Annotated in this window: 20 protein-coding genes; 4 read left to right on the forward strand and 16 right to left on the reverse strand. The window is 64.7% G+C overall.

Annotated features, from left to right (window positions below; all coding sequences use genetic code 11):
• Positions 1 to 114: 114 nt before the first annotated feature.
• Genes ACM3N8_RS20950 through ACM3N8_RS20990 form a run of 9 tightly spaced genes read right to left on the reverse strand, consistent with a single transcriptional unit; the run spans position 115 to position 7685 of the window.
• Positions 115 to 1677 carry an HAL/PAL/TAL family ammonia-lyase gene (locus ACM3N8_RS20950; RefSeq protein ID WP_098982675.1) on the reverse strand — a complete coding sequence of 521 codons (1563 nt, stop codon included), beginning with the start codon at positions 1675 to 1677 and terminating at the stop codon, positions 115 to 117.
• The gene (locus tag ACM3N8_RS20955) at positions 1664 to 3367 is read right to left on the reverse strand and encodes a glycosyltransferase family 2 protein (RefSeq protein ID WP_416016560.1); all 1704 of its coding nucleotides are present in this window, start codon (positions 3365 to 3367) and stop codon (positions 1664 to 1666) included. Before ACM3N8_RS20955 ends, ACM3N8_RS20950 begins: the two co-directional genes overlap by 14 nt.
• Positions 3364 to 3735 carry a hydroxymyristoyl-ACP dehydratase gene (locus ACM3N8_RS20960; RefSeq protein WP_098982670.1) on the reverse strand — a complete coding sequence of 124 codons (372 nt, stop codon included), beginning with the start codon at positions 3733 to 3735 and terminating at the stop codon, positions 3364 to 3366. Before ACM3N8_RS20960 ends, ACM3N8_RS20955 begins: the two co-directional genes overlap by 4 nt.
• A complete protein-coding gene (locus ACM3N8_RS20965) occupies positions 3719 to 5089 on the reverse strand; it encodes an AMP-binding protein (RefSeq protein WP_290017946.1) in 1371 nt (456 codons plus the stop codon). Before ACM3N8_RS20965 ends, ACM3N8_RS20960 begins: the two co-directional genes overlap by 17 nt.
• A complete protein-coding gene (locus tag ACM3N8_RS20970) occupies positions 5086 to 5673 on the reverse strand; it encodes a hypothetical protein (RefSeq protein WP_181003699.1) in 588 nt (195 codons plus the stop codon). Before ACM3N8_RS20970 ends, ACM3N8_RS20965 begins: the two co-directional genes overlap by 4 nt.
• A 19-nt stretch (positions 5674 to 5692) precedes the next feature.
• Positions 5693 to 5941 (reverse strand): acyl carrier protein, encoded by a 249-nt coding sequence (locus ACM3N8_RS20975; protein ID WP_043138192.1) that lies wholly within the window; start codon positions 5939 to 5941, stop codon positions 5693 to 5695.
• A gap of 3 nt (positions 5942 to 5944) precedes the next feature.
• Positions 5945 to 6211: a phosphopantetheine-binding protein gene (locus ACM3N8_RS20980; RefSeq protein ID WP_043138189.1), complete on the reverse strand. Its 267-nt coding sequence runs from the start codon at positions 6209 to 6211 to the stop codon at positions 5945 to 5947.
• Positions 6212 to 6228: 17 nt separating this feature from the next.
• Positions 6229 to 6987: a lysophospholipid acyltransferase family protein gene (locus ACM3N8_RS20985; RefSeq protein ID WP_290017947.1), complete on the reverse strand. Its 759-nt coding sequence runs from the start codon at positions 6985 to 6987 to the stop codon at positions 6229 to 6231.
• Entirely contained in the window at positions 6972 to 7685 is a 714-nt protein-coding gene (locus ACM3N8_RS20990) for a beta-ketoacyl synthase chain length factor (protein WP_290017948.1), read from the reverse strand. Before ACM3N8_RS20990 ends, ACM3N8_RS20985 begins: the two co-directional genes overlap by 16 nt.
• 250 nt (positions 7686 to 7935) lie before the next feature.
• Here ACM3N8_RS20990 and ACM3N8_RS20995 point away from each other — a divergent pair, with 250 nt between their 5' ends.
• From ACM3N8_RS20995 to ACM3N8_RS21005, 3 genes are read left to right on the forward strand one after another with little or no spacing between them, the layout of a single operon-like run.
• Positions 7936 to 8328, forward strand: a complete 393-nt coding sequence (locus ACM3N8_RS20995) for a hypothetical protein (protein WP_241278612.1) — start codon at positions 7936 to 7938, stop codon at positions 8326 to 8328.
• An 18-nt stretch (positions 8329 to 8346) separates the two neighbouring features.
• On the forward strand, positions 8347 to 9423 hold the full coding sequence (locus tag ACM3N8_RS21000) for a methyltransferase (RefSeq protein WP_290017949.1): 1077 nt from the start codon (positions 8347 to 8349) through the stop codon (positions 9421 to 9423).
• Positions 9424 to 9469: 46 nt separating this feature from the next.
• On the forward strand, positions 9470 to 9685 hold the full coding sequence (locus ACM3N8_RS21005) for a hypothetical protein (protein ID WP_043138177.1): 216 nt from the start codon (positions 9470 to 9472) through the stop codon (positions 9683 to 9685).
• A 37-nt stretch (positions 9686 to 9722) separates the two neighbouring features.
• Here ACM3N8_RS21005 and ACM3N8_RS21010 read toward each other — a convergent pair whose 3' ends face one another.
• Positions 9723 to 10478, reverse strand: coding sequence for a DNA/RNA non-specific endonuclease (locus ACM3N8_RS21010; protein ID WP_290017950.1), 756 nt, complete (start codon positions 10476 to 10478; stop codon positions 9723 to 9725).
• Between the two features lie 248 nt (positions 10479 to 10726).
• Entirely contained in the window at positions 10727 to 11704 is a 978-nt protein-coding gene (locus tag ACM3N8_RS21015; protein WP_416016561.1) for a cytochrome-c peroxidase, read from the reverse strand.
• Positions 11705 to 12152: 448 nt separating this feature from the next.
• Here ACM3N8_RS21015 and ACM3N8_RS21020 point away from each other — a divergent pair, with 448 nt between their 5' ends.
• The gene (locus ACM3N8_RS21020; RefSeq protein WP_290019627.1) at positions 12153 to 12878 is read left to right on the forward strand and encodes a carbonic anhydrase; all 726 of its coding nucleotides are present in this window, start codon (positions 12153 to 12155) and stop codon (positions 12876 to 12878) included.
• 73 nt (positions 12879 to 12951) lie between these two features.
• Here ACM3N8_RS21020 and ACM3N8_RS21025 read toward each other — a convergent pair whose 3' ends face one another.
• The 5 genes from ACM3N8_RS21025 to ACM3N8_RS21045 all read right to left on the reverse strand — a co-directional run bounded on the left by ACM3N8_RS21025 (position 12952) and on the right by ACM3N8_RS21045 (position 18943).
• Entirely contained in the window at positions 12952 to 13860 is a 909-nt protein-coding gene (locus ACM3N8_RS21025) for a pseudouridine-5'-phosphate glycosidase (protein WP_416016562.1), read from the reverse strand.
• On the reverse strand, positions 13854 to 14945 hold the full coding sequence (locus ACM3N8_RS21030; protein WP_416016563.1) for a PfkB family carbohydrate kinase: 1092 nt from the start codon (positions 14943 to 14945) through the stop codon (positions 13854 to 13856). Before ACM3N8_RS21030 ends, ACM3N8_RS21025 begins: the two co-directional genes overlap by 7 nt.
• A gap of 145 nt (positions 14946 to 15090) precedes the next feature.
• Positions 15091 to 15513 carry a nitrite reductase small subunit NirD gene (nirD, locus tag ACM3N8_RS21035; protein ID WP_241325282.1) on the reverse strand — a complete coding sequence of 141 codons (423 nt, stop codon included), beginning with the start codon at positions 15511 to 15513 and terminating at the stop codon, positions 15091 to 15093.
• Positions 15510 to 18095, reverse strand: a complete 2586-nt coding sequence (nirB, locus tag ACM3N8_RS21040; RefSeq protein ID WP_416016564.1) for a nitrite reductase large subunit NirB — start codon at positions 18093 to 18095, stop codon at positions 15510 to 15512. Before nirB ends, nirD begins: the two co-directional genes overlap by 4 nt.
• Before the next feature lie 26 nt (positions 18096 to 18121).
• Positions 18122 to 18943 carry an ABC transporter ATP-binding protein gene (locus ACM3N8_RS21045; RefSeq protein WP_290019630.1) on the reverse strand — a complete coding sequence of 274 codons (822 nt, stop codon included), beginning with the start codon at positions 18941 to 18943 and terminating at the stop codon, positions 18122 to 18124.
• Between the last annotated feature and the right edge of the window lie 98 nt (positions 18944 to 19041).

The raw sequence follows: 19041 nt of genomic DNA on the forward strand, positions 1-19041 counted from the left end.
CAGAGCGACACAACCACCATGTCCACATCGTGGAAGGGGATGGTCACCTCGACTTCGGCGCTGACTTGCCAGGGTTCATTCTGCATGGGTTGTCTCATCAATAGTGACCTTGTTTCAGTCCTGGCTCGGCCCATAAAGCGGGTAGTGACGCTGACGGAGACGGGCGATCAGCGCCCTGAGCTCCTGCTCCAGCGCCCTGTCTTCCAGCAGAGGCGCAAACTCGGCCCGCACCTGCTGCACCATATGGGCCAGGGCCGAGCTGAGCGGCCGGGTGAAGGGCGTGGGCTGGGCCAGGCGCAGCTCGACCCCCTGTACCGCCGCCAGCAGGCAGGCGGCCCCGACCTGTTCGGTCAGGGTCAGCACCCGCAGGGCATCGCGCGCCGCTATGGTGCCCATGCTCACCTTGTCCTGGTTGTGGCACTCGGTGGAGCGGGAGAAGACGCTGGCGGGCATGGTCTGCTTGAGCGCCTCCGCGGTCCAGGCCGAGACGCCGATCTGCACCGCCTTGAAGCCGTGGTTGATCATCTGCCGCCCGGCCGGCGCCCCCGAGAGGTTGCTCGGCAGGCCGCCGTTGAACTTGGTGTCCACCAGCTGGGCCAGCTGGCGATCCAGCAGGTCGGCCAGATTGGCGATGGCCGTCTTCATGCTGTCCATCGCCATGGCGATGTGGCCGCCGTAGAAGTGGCCACCGTGCATCACGTGCTCCCCCTCCCCGTCGATCAGCGGATTGTCGTTGGCGCTGTTGAGCTCGTTTTCGATGAGCTGGCGCCACCAGGGCAGGCTGTCGGCCACCACGCCTATGACGTGGGGGGCGCAGCGCAATGAGTATCTGTCCTGCAGCCGGTCGCTGTGGCGCGGCAGCTCGCCGGCCACCAGATCTTCCCTCAGCCAGGCCGCTATGCCCTGCATGCCGGGGTGAGGCTTGGCGGCAAACAACCGCTCGTCGAAGTGGAAGGCGTTGCCCCCCATGGCGACGCTCACCAGCGCCGTGATCCGGGTCGCCAGTTGCATCAGGTAGTCGGCACGGGCGTAGGCGAGACAGGCCAGCGCCGTCATCACGGAAGTGCCGTTCATCAGCGCCAGCCCCTCCTTGGGTCTCAGGGTCAGGGGGGTCACTCCCAGCTCCCGATAGACCTCGGCGGCGGGGCGCAGCCGACCCTGTTGATGAAGCTCGCGCTCCCCCACCAGCACGGCGGCAACGTAGGAGAGCGGCGTCAGATCGCCGCTGGCGCCGACGGAACCCTCTTGTGGTATGCGCGGTATGAGATCCTGCTCCAGCAACCAGCAGAGCCGCTCAAGCAAACCCGGGCTGACGCCGGAGACCCCCTGCGCCAGGGAGCAGAGCCGGGTCGCCAGCACGGCGCGACCGGCATCCAGCTCGAGATCCGCCCCCAGCCCGCAGCCGTGGAAGCGGGTCAGGTGCAGCGGCAGCTCGGGCACCAGTTCGGCGGGCACCGGCCGGGTCACCGAATCCCCGTAGCCTGTGGTCACCCCGTAGATGACCCCCTCCTCGGCCAGCAGCCGGTCGAGGAAGTCGGCCCCCCGCTGGATACGGGCCATGAAGGCAGGATCCCGGTTCAATGCCGGGCGGGCACGACGCTCTGCCAGCGCCACCACATCTTCGATGGTCAACGGTTCGGCGCCGAAGGTGACGCACTTCATCTCACTCTTGTTCATCGGTCAGCTGCCAGAAATCAAAAAAGTTGAACCAGTCCAGCGGGGCGCGCAGGCAGTGATGCTGCAGGCGATCGGCATAAGCCTGCACCCGGGACGCGAGTATCTGTTGTCGCCCCTGGCGCGGCAGGCTTAGGCTGTCGGCAAAGGGCTCGAAATGCACCCGAAAGCGCCCCTGCTCCTTGAGGCCGAACATCAGGTAAACCGGGCAACCCAGCACGCTGGCCAGGGCAAAGGGACCGAGGGGAAAGGGGGCCGGCGCGCCGAGGAAATCGGCCCAGACCACCCGCTTCTCCCGGGTCACAGAGGTGCGATCGCCGACGATCACCACCCACTCCCCCTGATCCAGCTTCTCCTTGAGCAAGATGGCGGTATCGGCCCCCATCTCCTGCACCTGGATGAGGTTGAGCCGCGAATCCGGGTTGATCTGCTTGAGCAGGGCGTTGAAGCGGGCCGCGTGGCGGGTGAAGACCAGTGCATTGATGCGCACCTCCCCCCGGCGACTGCCAAGGGCCCGGCACAGCTCGAGATCGCCGAGGTGAGAGCCCAGCAGCAGCAAGCCCTTGCCACTGTTGATGGCTGCCTCGTAGTGATCCCTTCCCACCAGCTCGACCTGATCCTCGGCTATGTCGCCGCGCCAGCCGGCCAGCTTGTCGAGCGCCGCCTCGCCAAAGCGCAGGAAGTGGCGAAAGCTCGATCTCGGCTCAGGGGGGAGCCGTATGCCCTGAGCGTGGGAAAAGGCCTCGATCCGGGCCAAATAGGCTTGGGATGCCTGACGCTGGGTGCGGCCGGTCAGCCAGAAGTAGCCGATGACGGGGTAGAGCAGCAGGGAGAAGCCCCGTCGCCCCAGCAGGCGGTAGCTGGCCAGCATGATCTGCATGCCGAGCAGGGAGCCGCGCTCAGGCGTGCGCGACCAGTGGGTACGGCGCTCGCGCCATAGCCGGGCCGCCCATGCGCCGAGGCGGCGGGGCCCGCTCGCCAGGCGCAACAGCAGATCCCACAACAGGCGGCACACCAACCGGGTGTGCATCCATGAAATATCGCGGTTGTCGCGCCAGAGCTGGAAATGGGAGCTGCCATCGGCGGGATAGATGACACGGGTCGGCACGAAACGCACCGCTACCCCGGCCCAGTGCAGGCGCACCATCACCTCGGTGTCAAAATCCATCCGCCTGCCGAGTGCCACCCGTTCGAGCAGCGCGCAGCTGGCCGCCAACGGATAGACCCGAAAGCCGCACATGCTGTCCTTGATGGCAAACGACAGCGTCTCGATCCAGACCCAGACATGGGTGATGTAGCGGCCATAGAGGCGCCCCTTGGGCACGGAATCGTCGTAGACAGGCCGCCCCGAGATAAGCGCCTCCGGGTGCTTGCCCGCCTCGGCCAGCAGGGCCGGAATGTCTGCCAGATCGTGCTGACCATCGGCATCCACCTGCAGGACGTGGCTGAAACCGAGGCCATGGGCGTGGCGCAGCCCCGTCATCACGGCGCCGCCCTTGCCCTGGTTGTGCGAATGGCGCAGCAGGGTGACCCAGGGGTGGCGGGCGGCCAGCGCATCCAGCGCCGCGGCGGCGACGGGTTCGCTGCCATCGTCGATCAGCAGGCAGGGCAGCTCATATTCGGCCAGCCGATCCAGCACGGCGGCCAGCGGACCTGCGTGGTTGTAACAGGGGATCAGGATGCAGGGCGTCATGGGATGAAGCGCACCCGTCCGCTGCTCGCCGGCTCATCCCCCAGCGTATAGCTGAAAACGAGCTGATCCTTTTGTGGCTGCCACTGCAGGCTCAGGCTGCACTCGGCCCCCGGCCGCAGCGGGCGCTGAAACTTGAGCTGATCCAGCCCGTGAAACGGCAACTCCAGGTTGAGTCGGCTGGCGGCATAGTGCATGACCCAGTGGATCTGGGTGACTCCTGGCAGCAGGGGCGCCCCGGGAAAGTGGCCCGCAAACCAGGGCAGCTCCGGATCGAGCCGCAGGTGCAGGCGCACGCCATCGGCCAGCGTCTCACAGCCCAGCACTGTCGGCAGCGAGTTCATCGGCGGCGTGTCAGCAGAGAGGCTCATCGAACAGCTCCTTGAGTTGTGGCCAGGGGCGCTTGCCCTGGGCGTTGACGGGCATGCTCTCGACCCGGCGCAGGCTGCGCGGCAGGGCGACCGGTTCGAGCCAGGGGCGCAGCTGCTGGCGCAGGGCCAGCAGGAAGCGGCCCTGACCCAGTTCGGCCCAGCGGACGACCCCAACCTCGCTCAGCACCAGCACGGCGCCGAGGATCTGACGCTGGCCCTGCTGCAGAGGCAGCACGGCGGCCTGCTCCACCTCAGGCAGGGCTTGCAGGCGCGCCTCCACCTCGTCGAGGGAGATGCGCTTCTCCTCCAGCTTGATCACCCTGTCCTGGCGCCCCAGCAGCTCGAACCCGGCCCCCGTCACCAGGATGCGATCGGCGCAGGCCAGCCAGTCCTCCTCTGCCAGAAAGGGAGAGCGCAGCAGCAGGCCCTGATCCGGACCGACCCGCACCTCGACCCCGGGCAAGGGGGTCCAGAGGGTCTGCGCCTGCTGGCGCTGGCGCCAGCCGATACCGCCAGTCTCGCTGCTGCCGAAGATCTCCACCGGCAGCTGGCCGAGCAGGGCCCGGGCCTGCTGGGCATCCTCGGGTTGCAGGGGCCCGCCGGAGGAGACAATAAGGCGGCAGCCCGCGGCGGGAATGGCCGGATCGAGCCGGCTGAGAAAAGCGGGGGAAGCGATCAGCGCCCAGGGAGCGGTTTGCACCGCCAGCTGCTCCGGATAATCGATGCTGCGGCGATCGAACGGACGACCCAGAGCCAGCGGCAGCAGGATGCGAAACAGCAGGCCGTAGATGTGCTGGTGACTGACGCTGGCCAGCACCCGGGTATCGGCCAGAGCCTGGCCCCAGAGCGCCATCTGCACCCGCAGCTCGGCCTCCAGCTGGGGCCAGGCTTTGGGGATGGCCTTGGGCTCGCCGGTGGAGCCCGAGCTGAACAGGGTCAGGTCAAGACGTTCGGGAACCCGGCTGGCGTGCTCCGCATCCAGCTCGCCATGGCAATCGGCCAGCGGCAGCCGCAGCTGGGGCACATCAAGCTCGTCGCCTGGCAGCTCGCCATCTGTGAGCAGGCCATCAAACTGATCCCGCAGCGCCAGCAGCCCGGCCAGCCGTTGATGGCCCGGCAGGATGGCCTGATGACCACCGAGGGCGCAGGCCAGCAGGGCCTGGGCAAACAGCAGGCTGTCATCGAAACAGAGCGCCCAGCGCGCGCGCGGCTGCCCGGGGCGAGCATGGCGGGCCATGGCCCTGGCCAGTTGCAGGCTGCCAAGGCGCAGCTCGGCCAGGGTCACCTCGCCGCCTTGGCCGAACGCCACCAGCTGGTCGTCGTCCCGCAGCCAGAGAGCCTGCAGCAGGGTCATGGGGCCAGCCTCTTCATCAGTCGCCGGCGTACCAGATACTCCCCCGCCATCAAAGAGCCCATCAACCCGTAGCTGATGAGGCCGTTGTAGAGGCTCCAGAGCGCCAGATCGCCGTACCAGATGGTGAAGGCCGCCAGGGCGCCGTTGACCACGAAGAAACCGCACCAGATCTGGGTCACCCGCCGGGTGTAGCCGATGGCGACATCCGGCAGGCGGGGATCCTGCAAGCGGGCCAGCCGCTCCACCAGACTCATGGGACGGGTCAGGCTCCAGCCAAACAGGCAGAGCAGCGCCAGACTCACCGCCAGCGGGTAGTAGAGCAGCCAGTGACGGGCGTTGAACAGGGCCGACAGCAGGGTCAGCCCCAGCCCGATGCAGGCCAGCAGGCGGCCCAGCCAGAGCCACTCGGGCAAGGGGCCGAGACGGGCCCTGCCCTTGAGCAGACCCGGCAGCAGCCGCAGCGAGAAGATGACCAGCAGGCCAAGCAGCAGCGGGGTCTGACCGGCACGGGTTAGCCCCCAGTAAACCGCCAGCGGGTAGAGCAGCAGGGCGCCACCGGCAAGCCAGGAGAGCCAGCGCGTCATGGGCGGGGGCGCGCCGGCATCAGGCGCCGGCGAGCAGACGCTCGACCGCATCCACCACGTCATTGACGCTGCGCACCGACTTGAACTCCTCCGGCTTGATCTTCTTGCCGGTCAGCTTCTGCAGGTGCACCACCAGATCGATGGCGTCTATGCTGTCGAGCTCGAGATCCTGATAGAGGCGAGCCTCGGGGGTAATGGCCTCTTCATCCACCTCGAACAACTCGACGAGGGCAGCCTTTATCTGGGCAAAGATGTCGTCACGGGTCATGGCTCAGGCCTCCCCTTTCGACTGGGCCTGCACCAGGGCGACCAGGGCCGCGACTGAGGCAAAGTGACGACGGGTATTTTCATCCTCGGCGGAGAGCACTATGCCGTAGCGGCCCTTGATGGCAAGGCCCAGCTCCAGCGCATCGATGGAGTCCAGTCCCAGGCCATCCCCGAACAGCGGCGCCTGGCTGTCTATATCCTCAGGGGTCAGCCCCTCGAGGTTGAGACTGTCGATGATGAGTTGTTTTATCTCTAGGTGCAGGTCGTGCATAACTGTTCCATACGCTGTCATTGGGGCCCCGTTTGCAGGGCCCGGGTGAGAAACCGGGTCAGCTGGCGCGCGGCCAGCGCACTGCTCTGGTCGGTGGCGACCACCTCGTCTGCCGCCACTTGCGGCAGGAATTCTATGGTGAAAGTCGGCTTATTTTCCGGGATCTTGAACCATTTGTCCTGTTTGGTGAGAAATCGGGTGCTGCAGTGGATCCGCACCGGCTGCAGGGGCACCCGGCTGCGCACCGCCAACTGGGCCGCGCCGCGCTGCAGCTTGATGGGTTCCCCCGGCGTGGTGCGGGTTCCCTCCGGGAAGATCAGCAGCAGGCCGCCAGCCTGGATCCGCGCCATGCACAGGGGCAGGAGGCGCTCCGCCTCCACATTGGGCAGGTAATCGGCCGCCCGCACCACGCCGCCCACGAAGGGGTTGCGCCAGAGGGACTGCTTGACGATGCAGTCGCACACCGGCATCTCGGCCGCCAGCATGACGTAGTCGAGCAGGCTGGGGTGATTGGCCACCACCAGGGCGCCGCGCAAGTCGGCGGGCATGCCGCTCACCCGATAATCCAGCACGCCCCAGCCGCGCAACACGCAGAGAAACAGCCGAAAGCTGTGGCGTATGGTCAGCTGGGCCAGGGTCCGCCGCCGCTCCCCGCGCAGGCAGAGCGCCAGCAGCGGAAACCAGCACAGGGAGAGCAGCAGGCCGCCCACCCCGAACAGGGTGAAGCCAAGGGCCGTGCCGATCAGCCGCCAGCCCCGGTTCAGCGCCGCCGCCATGTCCACTCCTGGCGGCCATCACAAAGGGTCAGGATCGACTCATGCCGCAGCAGGGCCCGCCAGCAGGCCAAACTCTGGGGCAGCGGGCGGACGGCAGACTCGACTGTGCGACGTGCCCCCTCGCAGCGCCACTCGTCGCCAGCCTGCAGCACCAGCCCCAGCGCATGGGGCGGCGCCTCGTCCGGCAACCAGGGGCGATGAAACTCGGGCACAGGCCCCTCGAACGCCACCAGCAACACCCGGCTGGCACCGGCGTGCAGCGCCGCCACCGCCTCGGTGAACCCCGCCATCAATCCGCCCTCTCCCGCCGCCAGCGAGGTCATGGGAATGGCGGCCTTGCCCTGAATGGAGCTAAGGCCGGCGGCCGTGTTGTGCACCGACATGGAGAAATCGGTAGGGGACAGCGCCTGGCCGTCCGCCAGCGCCTGCAACAGGGTCACAGAACGGGCCAGCTCGCCGTGGCGGCTGACGAAGATGGCGTAATCGACGGAATGGCGAGCCAGCAGGCTCAGCCCCACCTGCACCGCCAGCCGGGAACCCTGGCTCAGGCGGCGCGCCATCATCATGGGCAGCAAGGGGGTCGCGGGGAACGGGGGGTCGGCGGGCCATTGTCCCTGCCGTGCCCACGCCTGCCAGTCGAGTTCGTCGACAAGACCGGGTGACAGTGCCTGACTATCCTGCAGCGAAAAAGAGAGCATATTTCAGGCAACCTGTCCTTGACCTTGGTGTGAGCGCTTGGACGATAAAAGGCACTCACCCGGCGGGCAGTGCCTGCTCCCTGGGGATTATCCACCGGAGTCATCACATTAATACCGCGCGAATAATACCATTATTCATCAAAAATAATAGCTGGCGCGGATTATCCGTTGGCATTGTGATTGAAAATAAATGATTTGTGTTGTCTCATTGCCGGGCTCCATTTATTGAATGTCCTCGCAAGGAAATATTATGAAACTCATTAATAAAATATCCCTGTTGCTGGCCTGCGCCCTGCTGGCCGCCTGCTCCACCAGCCAGCCCATTCGCAATATGGCCGCCAACCCGGTTGCCTTCAACCTGACCGAAGATCAGGTCGCCAGCGCCATTATCACGGCGGGGATCGGCAAGAGCTGGGTGATGAAAAAAGAGAAGCCGGGACTTATTCGTGGCCAGGTCAATGTACGCCAGCATCAGGCTGTGATCGATATTCCATATAGCAGTCACGACTATTCCATTAATTATGTGAGCAGCATCAACCTTGATGACAAGGGCAAGGGCAGCATACATCGCAGTTATAACCGCTGGGTACTGGGCCTGAATCAGGCCATCCAGACCGAACTCGCCCGCGCACAGAGCCGTTAATCCGGCAGGAGCCACCCCGTGAACCATTATCAGGCAGACCCCTACAACGCGCTGGAGGCCATAGGCGCGGCCCAGAAGATCGCCTTCGGGCCCATGCTGTTCCAGGCCAGCTGGTGTCTGCGTGAAACCGGGGTGCTCGCCTTTCTCGAGACCCGTGGCCAGCAGGGCGCGCCGCTGGCGGACATAGCCCAGGCGTGCGAGCTGAGTGAATATGCGGTCAGCGTGCTGCTGGACATGGGGCTCGGTGGCGGACTCTGCTACCTGGCCGACGATCGCTATGTGCTGGGCCGGGTCGGCAAGTATCTGCAGCACGATGCCATGAGCCGGGTCAATCTCGACTTCACCCAGCACGTCTGCTATCAACCCCTTGCCCATCTGCTCGACGCCATCCGCGACGGCACGCCGGCCGGTCTGCAGGAGTTCGGCCCCTGGCAGACCCTCTACCCGCACCTGAGCGAGCTGCCCGAGCCCGCCCGCAGCAGCTGGTTTGCGTTTGATCACTTCTACTCCGACTGGGCATTCCAGCAGGCACAGGCGAAGGTGCTTGGCTATGAGCCGCGCCACCTCTACGATCTGGGCGGCAACACCGGCAAGTGGGCCATCGCCTGCGCCAACCGGGATCCCGCCCTGCGGGTCACCATACTGGACTTGCCCGAGCAGCTGGCGCTGGCCAGGCTGAATATTGAAGAGGCGGGTCTCAGCGATCGAGTGCAGGGCCATCCGGTGGATCTGCTGCAAGCGGGCCTCCTGCCCGGCGAGGCCGATATCTGGTGGATGAGCCAGTTCCTCGACTGCTTCAGTCACGAACAGATAGTCGCCATCCTGAACCGAGTCCGGCTGGCCATGCAACCGGACGCCAGGGTCTGCATCCTGGAGCTGTTCTGGGACAGGCAGACCTTCGAAGCCGCCAGTTTCAGTCTCAACGCCACCTCCCTCTACTTCACCTGTCTGGCCAACGGCAACAGCCGCTTCTATCACTCCAAACAGATGTACCAGTGCCTGCGCGAGGCGCATTTCCACGTGGAGGAGGAGCACGAGATCCCGGGCCCGGGCCATACCCTGCTGGTTGCCCGCCCGCTGCACACGAGGCCATAATGCCGTCATCGGCATCAAGATGATGATGAAACGAGGAGGAGCACACATGACGCCTAACTACCTGGCACTGCTGGCACTCGGCCTGACCCTGGGCGCAGTGACCGGCGGCTGTGCCGACATCAAGGAGGCGGGCAGGACAGTGGGGCACACCACCCGCAACGTGACCCGCGAGATTGGCCACACCACCCGGGATGTGACCCGTGAAATCGGTCACGGCACCCGGGATACCGTCAAGAAAATCGGTGACGATCTGAACGACTGACAACAGGGGCCAAGGCCCCTGTTGTCATTACCGCGAGTCAGTTGCCCCACATGGCCATCAGCCGGGATTCCATGGCCTCTTCCTGCTCATCCGGCAGCTCGGTGAAGAAATCGAGCCCTGTCTGCTCCTCCACTGCATCCACAGTCACTATGTAATCCGCAAGCTTGCTGGCCGACACATTCTGCTGCGGCAGGACGAAGGCGATCGCCTCCTGGTTGGCCACGTCCATCACCACCCGATAGTAGGCGTGGGGCACTGTCACTCCGTTGCCGATGGCGCCATCGGAGTTGGTGAAGATGGGGCCCGTGATCACCTGCACATCCTGATAGGCAATGGCCCACTGGCGGGTCTTCTCCTCCAGAATGCGCCAGGCTCCCTGATTGAGCGCCGGCAACTGCGGGGTCATGTTGGTCAGCAGGAAGCTCTGCTTCATGGTGGTGGCGGTGGAGCGCATGTCCGCCGCAGGCGCCTGGTGGCCGCGGTCATAACCCGAGCCCTTGTAGTCCGCCAGGGTGGCGCGGAACTGCACCGGTACCTCCCTGTCTTCGGCAAAGGCATCCTTGCGCGGCACCTGGCCCTGGGCACTGGCGGCCGTCATCCGGTAAGAGACCCAGTCAGAGACCTTGGTGTCATAGTTGTAACCGGCGGCGTAACCGTCCCGGCACAGCAGTTGACTGGATTGGCTGGGGACCCCGAGCTTGACGTGGTCCTTGCACTGGAAGCCCGCCGCCAGGGTCGGGAATGTGGTGAGAGTGAATCCGATAGCCAGAACTAATTTATTGATATTATTCATTATTATGCCACTCCTTGTATTAGGCGGAGTGATTTGACACCAGGTCGGATGAGTTAGGCAATCGAACAGATTGTGAGCGTGTTGAAATTGTGAAGAGGGCTGCAAATCGGTGAAATCCCCGTCGCCAGCTGGGGGATTGTCATCCCCTTGTCATTATGCTGAATACTGCACTTTGGCAGTGTTATCAGAGAGATAGGGCCATGAAAAGCGGAGCATCAGCCCCGCTCGATTTCAGAACCACGACCCGCTCAGCTCTTGACCTGAGGCCTGGGGGTGTCGGGTTGGGAGGGTGGCAGGATCGGCAGCACTATCTGCGGCTGCTCGCCGGTCAGGCTCTTGAGGTAGGCCGTCATGTCGTCGGCCTCCTGCTCGCTCAGCGCCTGGCCCAGCTGGATGTCCGCCATTATCTGCACCGCCTCCTTCAGATCCCAGACTGAACCGTCGTGGAAGTAGGGGTAGGTCAGCTCTATGTTGCGCAGGGTCGGCACCTTGAACCAACCGATGAACTGCTTCTCGCCGGTCACGCCGCCACGACCAAGGGCCGGGTTGTCGGTCTTGAACGGCTTGACCAGCCCCATCTTCTGATAGGAGTTGCCGCCGATGGCCACCCCGTTGTGGCAGGCGGTGCAGCCCTTCTCCTTGAACAGCTGATAGCCTTTCAACTGCTGCGCCGTCAGCGCCTTGCCGTTGCCCTTCAACCAGAGATCGAACGGCGCGTTGGGGGTGACCAGGGTCTCCTCGAAGGCGGCGATGGCGTCCGTGACCTCATCGATGCCGAAGTCCGCCTTGCCGTAGACGGCGCCGAAACGGGTGCGATATTCGGGCAGGGTGTGCAGCGTCTCCACCGCCAGCTTGTGGGTGAAGGCCATCTCCAGCGGATTCTCGATGGGGCCCGCCGCCTGCGCCTGCAGATCCTTGGCGCGACCGTCCCAGAACTGCACGAAGTTGAGGCTGGAGTTGAGCACTGTGGGCGAGTTGATCGGCCCCTCCTTCCACTTGTGACCGAGGGAGCTGACCTGGTTGTCCACCCCGCCGGTCGCCAGGTTGTGGCAGGAGTTGCAGGAGATGGCATTGGATTTGGAGAGCCGCGGCTCGAAGAACAGCATCTTGCCCAGCTCGACTTTTTCCGGCGATGCCACCTTGGGTACCTCTACCGGTTGGACCGGTTCAGCCGCCCACCCCGCCCCGGGCAGACCCAGCGCCAGCAACAGACAATATTTATTCATTTTTTCTCTCCCTTGTGACTGTGCATAACAGCAGCATCAGCCTGGCCGGGAAAGCCTGCTTATTATTTGTTCAAGATCAAATGAGACCAACAAAAACCACATTAAAAACAATGAATTAATATATCGCGGACGGATCGGTGGCGGGGACTTGCGAGCCAAAAAAGAGCTGAATTCTGATGAATGAATTATGAGCAAATTCATCTGAGATGACAGCCAATTAATTAGATTGCTGTCATTGAATAAAGCGATTATTCAATATGCAGTCGCTGCCGACTGTTAATTAGATTCATATTAAATGCATCATAAATATGATCGGTAATGCGGCTGTTAATAATAAACAATCCGGTCTGACATTCTGTATCCCGCATTTCAGATAATGCCATCCCCTGTTCCTTCACTTATTAAGGAAGCGGATGGCTGTGCTTTTCAATCAAGATAAGGATGTATGATGAGAAAGTCCCTGTTGGCCTGTGCCCTGTTGCTCTGTCCCACCGCCTTCGCTGCCGCCCCGCATTGGGAATACAGCGGCGAGGCCGGCCCGGCGCAATGGGCCAAACTGACCCCCGAATTTGGCCAGTGCGCGGGCAGCAACCAGTCGCCGGTCAACCTCGATGGTCTGGTGGAGGCCAAGCTGGCCCCGCTGCAGTTTCACTACCTGGGGGGTGGCCAGAGCGTCACCAACAACGGCCACACGGTACAGGTCAGCTATGCCCCGGGCAGCTCGCTTGAGCTCGACGGCATGCGCTTTGAGCTCAAGCAGTTCCACTTCCACGCCCCCAGTGAAAACCTCATCAAGGGCAAATCCTACCCGCTGGAGGGGCACCTGGTGCACGCCAACGCCAAGGGGGAGCTGGCGGTGGTGGCCGTGATGTTCGAGCCGGGCCACGCCAACCCGACGCTGAGCCAGGCCTGGCAGCAACTGCCGGCCAAGGCGGGCGAAAGCCGGTCGCTGGCAACGCCACTGTCGGCGGAGCAACTGCTGCCCACTAACCGCGACTACTACCGTTTCAGCGGTTCGCTGACCACACCGCCCTGCTCGGAAGGGGTGCGCTGGCTGGTGATGAAACAACCGGTACAGGTGAGCCAGGCCCAGATCGACGCCTTCAAGGCGGTGATGCACCACCCCAACAACAGACCCGTGCAGCCGCTGCACGGTCGGCTGGTGTTGCAATAACCCACCCTGGCGATCACAGAGCAGAGATAGAAAAGAGGGCCAAGAGGCCCTCTTTTTCGTTTGCAGAAACTGATTACAGACTGGCGGCGATGCGGGCCCCCAGGGCGGCGTTGTTCAGCACCAGCTGGATGTTGGCCGCCAGCGAGTTGCCGCCGGTCAGCTCGCACACCCGGGCCAGCAGGAAGGGGGTGGACTCCTTGCCCTTCACCCCCTGCTCGTCCGCTTCCTGCAGCGCCTGCTTGATCGCGGCATCTATGTCGGCCTTGGGCATGGCAAACTGGGTCGGGATCGGGTTGGTGACCACGGCGCCGCCGGCCAGTCCCAGCTCCCACTTGAGGCGCAGCGCCTCGGCGATTGCCGCCGGGCTCTCCAGCCGGTAATCCACCTTGAAGCCGCTCTCGCGGGTGTAGAAGGCAGGCAGCTCATCGGTCTGATAGCCGATGACGGGCACGCCCTGGGTCTCCAGATACTCCAGGGTCAGGCCTATGTCGAGGATCGACTTGGCGCCGGCACAGACCACGGCCACCGGGGTCTGGGCAAACTCCTGCAGATCCGCCGAGATGTCGAAGGTCTCCTGGGCGCCGCGATGCACGCCGCCAATGCCGCCGGTGGCAAACACCCGGACCCCGGCCATGGCGGCGATGATCATGGTGGAGGCGACCGTGGTCGCCCCCAACCCCTTGTTCGCCAGCACGAAGGGAATGTCGCGGCGGCTGCACTTGGTGGCGGCATGACCGGCCCGACCCAGCGCCTCCAGCGCCCCCGCATCCAGACCCACCTTGAGGCGGCCATCCAGGATGGCGATGGTGGCCGGCACGGCGCCGTTGTCGCGCACCACTTGCTCTACCTGACGCGCCGTCTCCACGTTCTGCGGATAGGGCATGCCGTGGGAGATGATGGTGGACTCCAGGGCAACGACGGGTTTGCCGGCGGCCAGGGCCGCAGCGACTTCAGGTTGGATATCGAGGTAAGCGTTCAACATGGGTACTCCTCCAGCATGCGTTCAACGGCGGCCTTGGATAGGCCGGAAAAGACGGTATCGGAACAATTGACGGTGAGGGCGGCGCAGCCGAGGGCAAACCGGGTGGTGTCGGTCATGTCGCTCTCCTGCAACCAGGCGTGGGCCAGCCCTGCCATGAAGGCATCGCCACCGCCGGTCACATTGATAACGGGGCTGCCGAGCACGGGCAGATGGCCCTGGCACTCCCCGTCGCTATAGAAAATCCCCTGATCACCGAGACTCAGGAACAGCCGCTGCACCCCGGCGCGGTGGAACCAGGCCGCCGCCATGGGCCAGGTATCGGGCCCGGCTATGGTGAAGCCGCACAGCTGCTCGGCCTCGCTGCGATTGGGTTTGAGGGTGTGGATCCGGTGCAGCCAGGGGCGGATCTTCTCCACCTTGGCCACCGAGACGGTGTCGACGAAGATGATGTGCTCGCCCTGGCGCTCGAACAGCCAGTCCAGGGTGTGGGTGGCGAGGTTGGTGTCGAGCACCCAGAGCCGCGCCGCGCCGAGAAAACCGCTCAAGGGGGTGAGCCGGGCCGGTGTCAGTTGATCGATGATCGCCATGTCGTTGACGGCGCAGCTCATCTCGCCGCTGCCATCGTGCAGGCTGAGGTAACAGGAGGTCGCCTGGCCGTCCAGCATCAGCACCTGACGCACGTCGACGCCGGCGCGCTGGGTCACGTCCAGCAGGTGATGACCGTATTGATCGTTGCCCACCGCGCTCAGCAACCGGGTATCGGTACCGAGCCGCGCCAGGTTCTCGGCTATGTTGCGCCCCACCCCGCCGGCGGAGGTGCGAACCTTGCCGGGATTGGAGTCGCCGATGCGCAGGTTGTCGTGGCTGCAGCCGCAGATATCCATGTTGGCGCCGCCGATCACCACGGCGTAGGGCCCTTCCCGCAGCACATAACCGCGCCCCTGCACATAGCCCTGGCGCATCAGGCTGGAGATGTGGCTCGCCAGCGCCGAGCGGCTGATGCCGAGCCTGTCCGCCAGCTCCTGCTGGGCAATCATGGGGTCCTGGCGCAGCAGGGCGAGGATCTCTTGCTCACGTTCCGTCATAGACAAACATCCAGTTACAAACGTTTGTCTATTATTTCCGAAAAACGTTTTCCCGCTACCCCCCCGTGCAAAAATTGTCGGTTTGCGCACAAAAAATCACCGGGCAAAGCCCGGCGATGAAAAAACGGTTTTCAGATGATGCCACTCAGCCCAACAACACCCAGACTTCGCCGGCACTCTGCATCACGGGCCAGCAGGCCACCTTCAGCGCCGGGTCGTCCAGACAGCGGCCATCGGCCAGGGCATAACGCTGCTTGTAGAGCGGCGAGGCAACCACGGGCTCGCCACCACAATCCCCCACCAGGCCCCGGCTCAACACGGCCACCCCGGCCAGGGGATCCAGGTCATCCAGCGCATAGACCCGCTCGCCGAGCCGAAACAGCGCCAGCGCCCGCCCCCCCAGCCAGGCGCTGCGCCCCGCCTGCTCCGGCAGGGCGGCCAGCTCGCATACCCGCAACCATTCGCCATGCTCGCTCTGCAACACGTTCTCTCTGCTCGGCTCCATCTCTGCTCCTTGTCGCTGCTCATCCGGCATCTCTTGCCATGCACTCTGGTTGGCCCCGTTCATATCACCTCCTTGATACTGATATCCGGCACCCACTGGCCCCGCTCCTCCCGTCTGGGGGGCGTGCTCCCCTCCGGCTGGTTGACGAAGGCCTCGAACAGCTTGAGCTTGTCCGGATCCGCCAGGGTACTCTTCCACTCGCACTGCCAGCTGCCCACTATGCCGTCCATCATGGCCTCCAGCTCGGCCCCTATGCCGAGCCTGTCCTCTATGATCACCGACTTGAGGTAGTCGAGCCCCCCCTCCATGCTCTCCATCCAGACCGAGGTACGCTGCAACCGATCGCCGGTGCGCACGTAGAACATCAGCAGCCTGTCTATGTATCGGATCAGGGTCTGCTCATCGAGGTCGGTGGCAAACAGGTCGGCGTGGCGCGGCCGCATGCCGCCGTTGCCGCACACATAGAGGTTCCAGCCGCGCTCGGTGGCGATGACGCCTATGTCCTTGCTCTGGGCCTCGGCGCACTCCCGGGTGCAGCCGGAGACCGCAAACTTCAGCTTGTGGGGCGCCCGCAGCCCCTTGTAGCGGTTCTCCAGAGTCTGGGTCAGGGTCATGGAGTCCTGCACCCCGTAGCGGCACCAGGTCGAGCCGACGCAGGACTTCACTGTACGCACCGACTTGCCATAGGCCTGGCCTGTCTCGAACCCCGCCGCCACCAGTTCGCCCCAGATGGCGGGCAGCTGATCGCGCCGGGCGCCGAACAAGTCGATGCGCTGGCCGCCGGTGATCTTGGTGTAGAGGCCGTACTTGCGCGCCACCTCCCCTATGGTGATCAGGCCATCCGGGGTGATCTCCCCGCCGGGGATGCGCGGCACCACAGAATAGGTGCCGTCCTTTTGCAGGTTGGCGAGGAAGGCGTCGTTGGTATCCTGCAGGCTGCGGTGGGGCTTCTCCAGCACATGCTCGTTCCACAGCGACGCCAGTATGGAGGCGACCGTCGGCTTGCAGATGTCGCAGCCAAGGCCATGGCCGTGTTTGTCGCGCAGCGCCTCGAAGCTCTTCAGCTCGCCGACCCTGGCCAGGTGATAGAGTTCCTGGCGGCTGTGGGCGAAGTGCTCGCACAGCCCCTTGTCCGCCTCGACCCCGAGATCCGCCAGCGTCTGCTCCACCACCTGCTTGAGCAGGTTGCTGCAGCCGCCGCAGCCGGTGCCCGCCTTGGTGCAGCTCTTGACCGCCGCCAGCTCGTGGTTGCCTGCCTTGACGGCGGCCACCACGGCACCCTTGCTGACGTTGTGGCAGGAGCAGAGGATGGCGCTGTCCGGCAGCACCAGGGGCGCCGCCGCGCCGCCCGCTTCCCCCACCAGCAGGGAGAGCGGTGGCTGGGGCAGCGCCACCCCGTTCTGGTAGTACTGCAGCAGCCGCTCATAATCGGCTCCGTCCCCCACCAGGATGGCACCGAGCAGCCGGCCCCCCTCGCCGTCGGTCACCAGCTTCTTGTAGATGCCGTTGACCCTGTCCAGCAACAGCAGCTCCTGGGCGCCGGCGGTGCTGGCGTGGGCGTCGCCGATGGAACCCACATCCACCCCCATCAGCTTGAGCTTGGTGGACATGTCGGCCCCCGCGAAGCGGCTCTCGCCGCCGCACAGGCTGGCCACGGCGGCACGGGCCATCTGGTAGCCGGGGGCCACCAGCCCGAAGATGCGCCCCTGCCAGAGCGCGCATTCGCCGATGGCGAGGATGGCGGGATCCGAGCTGTGGCAACCCTCGTCGATGCAGATGCCGCCGCGCTCGCCGACACTCAGCCCGGATTGACGGGCCAGGCCGTCGGCGGGTCGGATGCCGGCCGAGAACAGGATCACGTCGGTCTCAAGATGAGAGCCATCCTTGAACCTCAGCCGGTGACGGGCCTGCTCCCCATCCTCGATGCACTCGGTGGCCTTCTCCACCAGCACCTCGACCCCGAGCGCCCGGATCTTGTCCCGCAGCACGGCGCCGCCGTTGTCATCGAGCTGCACCGGCATCAGCCGCGGGGCAAACTCCACTACCTGGGTCTTGAGGCCGAGCAGGCGCAAGGCGTTGGCGGCCTCCAGCCCTAGCAGGCCGCCGCCGATCACCACGCCGCTGCGCGCCTGGGCGCAGGCATCGCGGATGGCGGCGAGATCCCCCAGGGTACGGTAGACGAAGCAGCCCGCCCGCTGATGACCGGGGATGGACGGCACGAAGGGCGCAGAGCCGGTCGCCAGCACCAGCCGGTCGTAACCGAACTGCTCGCCATCGGCCAGGGTCAGGGTGCGGGTATCTCTGTCCAGCACCTCCACTTCGGCCCCCAGCCGCAGCCTGATGCCCTGCGCCTCATACCAGGCGGGATCCGCCAGTTGCAGCGCCTCGGGCGCCTTGCCGCCAAATACCTCGGACAGATGCACCCTGTCATAGGCGGAGTCCGGCTCGGCACCAAATACCGTCACCTCGAACCGGTTCAGGCCGCCGGCCGCCACCAGCTGCTCGACGAAGTGGTGGCCCACCATGCCGTTGCCGATCACCAGCAGACGTTGTTTCTCACCCCTCTCGGGCGATTCGACCAAGTGGTGGTCCATCTCACCATCCATGCCCTTGCCCACCACCAGCAGTTTCTCTTTGTTAGCCATATTTCTCTTCCTTGAATTCTGGGGGCTCAGGCGCGCAGCTTGCTGCGCACCGGGTCGGCCGCCTTGAGCGGGGTCACCTTGCGCTGCTTCTCGTAGAGGAAGCGCAGCACCTGCTGGCGCAGCTTGTGATAGTGACCATCGTCCGCCAGGGCGACCCTGTCTCTGGGCCTTGGCAAGTCCACGGTCAGGATCTCCCCGACCGTGGCGGCGGGGCCATTGGTCATCATGACGATGCGATCGGAGAGCAGCACAGCCTCGTCCACGTCGTGGGTGATCATGATGACGGTGTTGCCAAGCTCGGCCTGAATGGCCATCAGCGCGTCCTGCAGGTGGGCCCGGGTCAGGGCATCCAGGGCGCCGAACGGCTCGTCCATCAGCAGCACCTTGGGGGAGAGCGACAGCGCCCGGGCAATGCCGACCCGCTGCTTCATCCCCCCCGACAGCTCGTGGGGCATCTTCTGGCTGGCGTGATCCATCTGCACCAGGGAGAGGTAATAGTCCACCCGCTCCGAAGCCGCCCGCCGGTTAGGCTCAACCTGCCCCACCGCCAGCGCCACGTTCTGCCGGACGTTGAGCCAGGGCAGCAGCGCATGGTTCTGGAACACCATGGCCCGCTCCGGGCCGGGCCCAGCCACCTCGCGCCCGTCCAGAATGATGCCCCCCGTGGTGGGCTCCAGCAGCCCGGCCACCAGGTTGAGCACAGTGCTCTTGCCGCAACCTGAGTGGCCTATGAGGGAGACGAACTCCCCCCGTTCGATGCGCAGGTTGACCCGGCTGAGGGCCTCGAAGCGCCCCTGCTCCGTCTCGAACGAGATGCCGACGTCGCTTATCTCCAGATAACTCTTCATTGGCTCTTCTCCTGCCTGAATATGTGTTTCGTCACTGAATCCGGTCCCTAGCGCAATACCTGGCGCTTGGCCTGAAGCAAAACCACTGCTGCAGGGCC

The sequence above is a fragment of the Aeromonas sp. A04 genome (genome assembly GCF_047780465.1).
GTDB lineage: Bacteria > Pseudomonadota > Gammaproteobacteria > Enterobacterales > Aeromonadaceae > Aeromonas > Aeromonas bestiarum.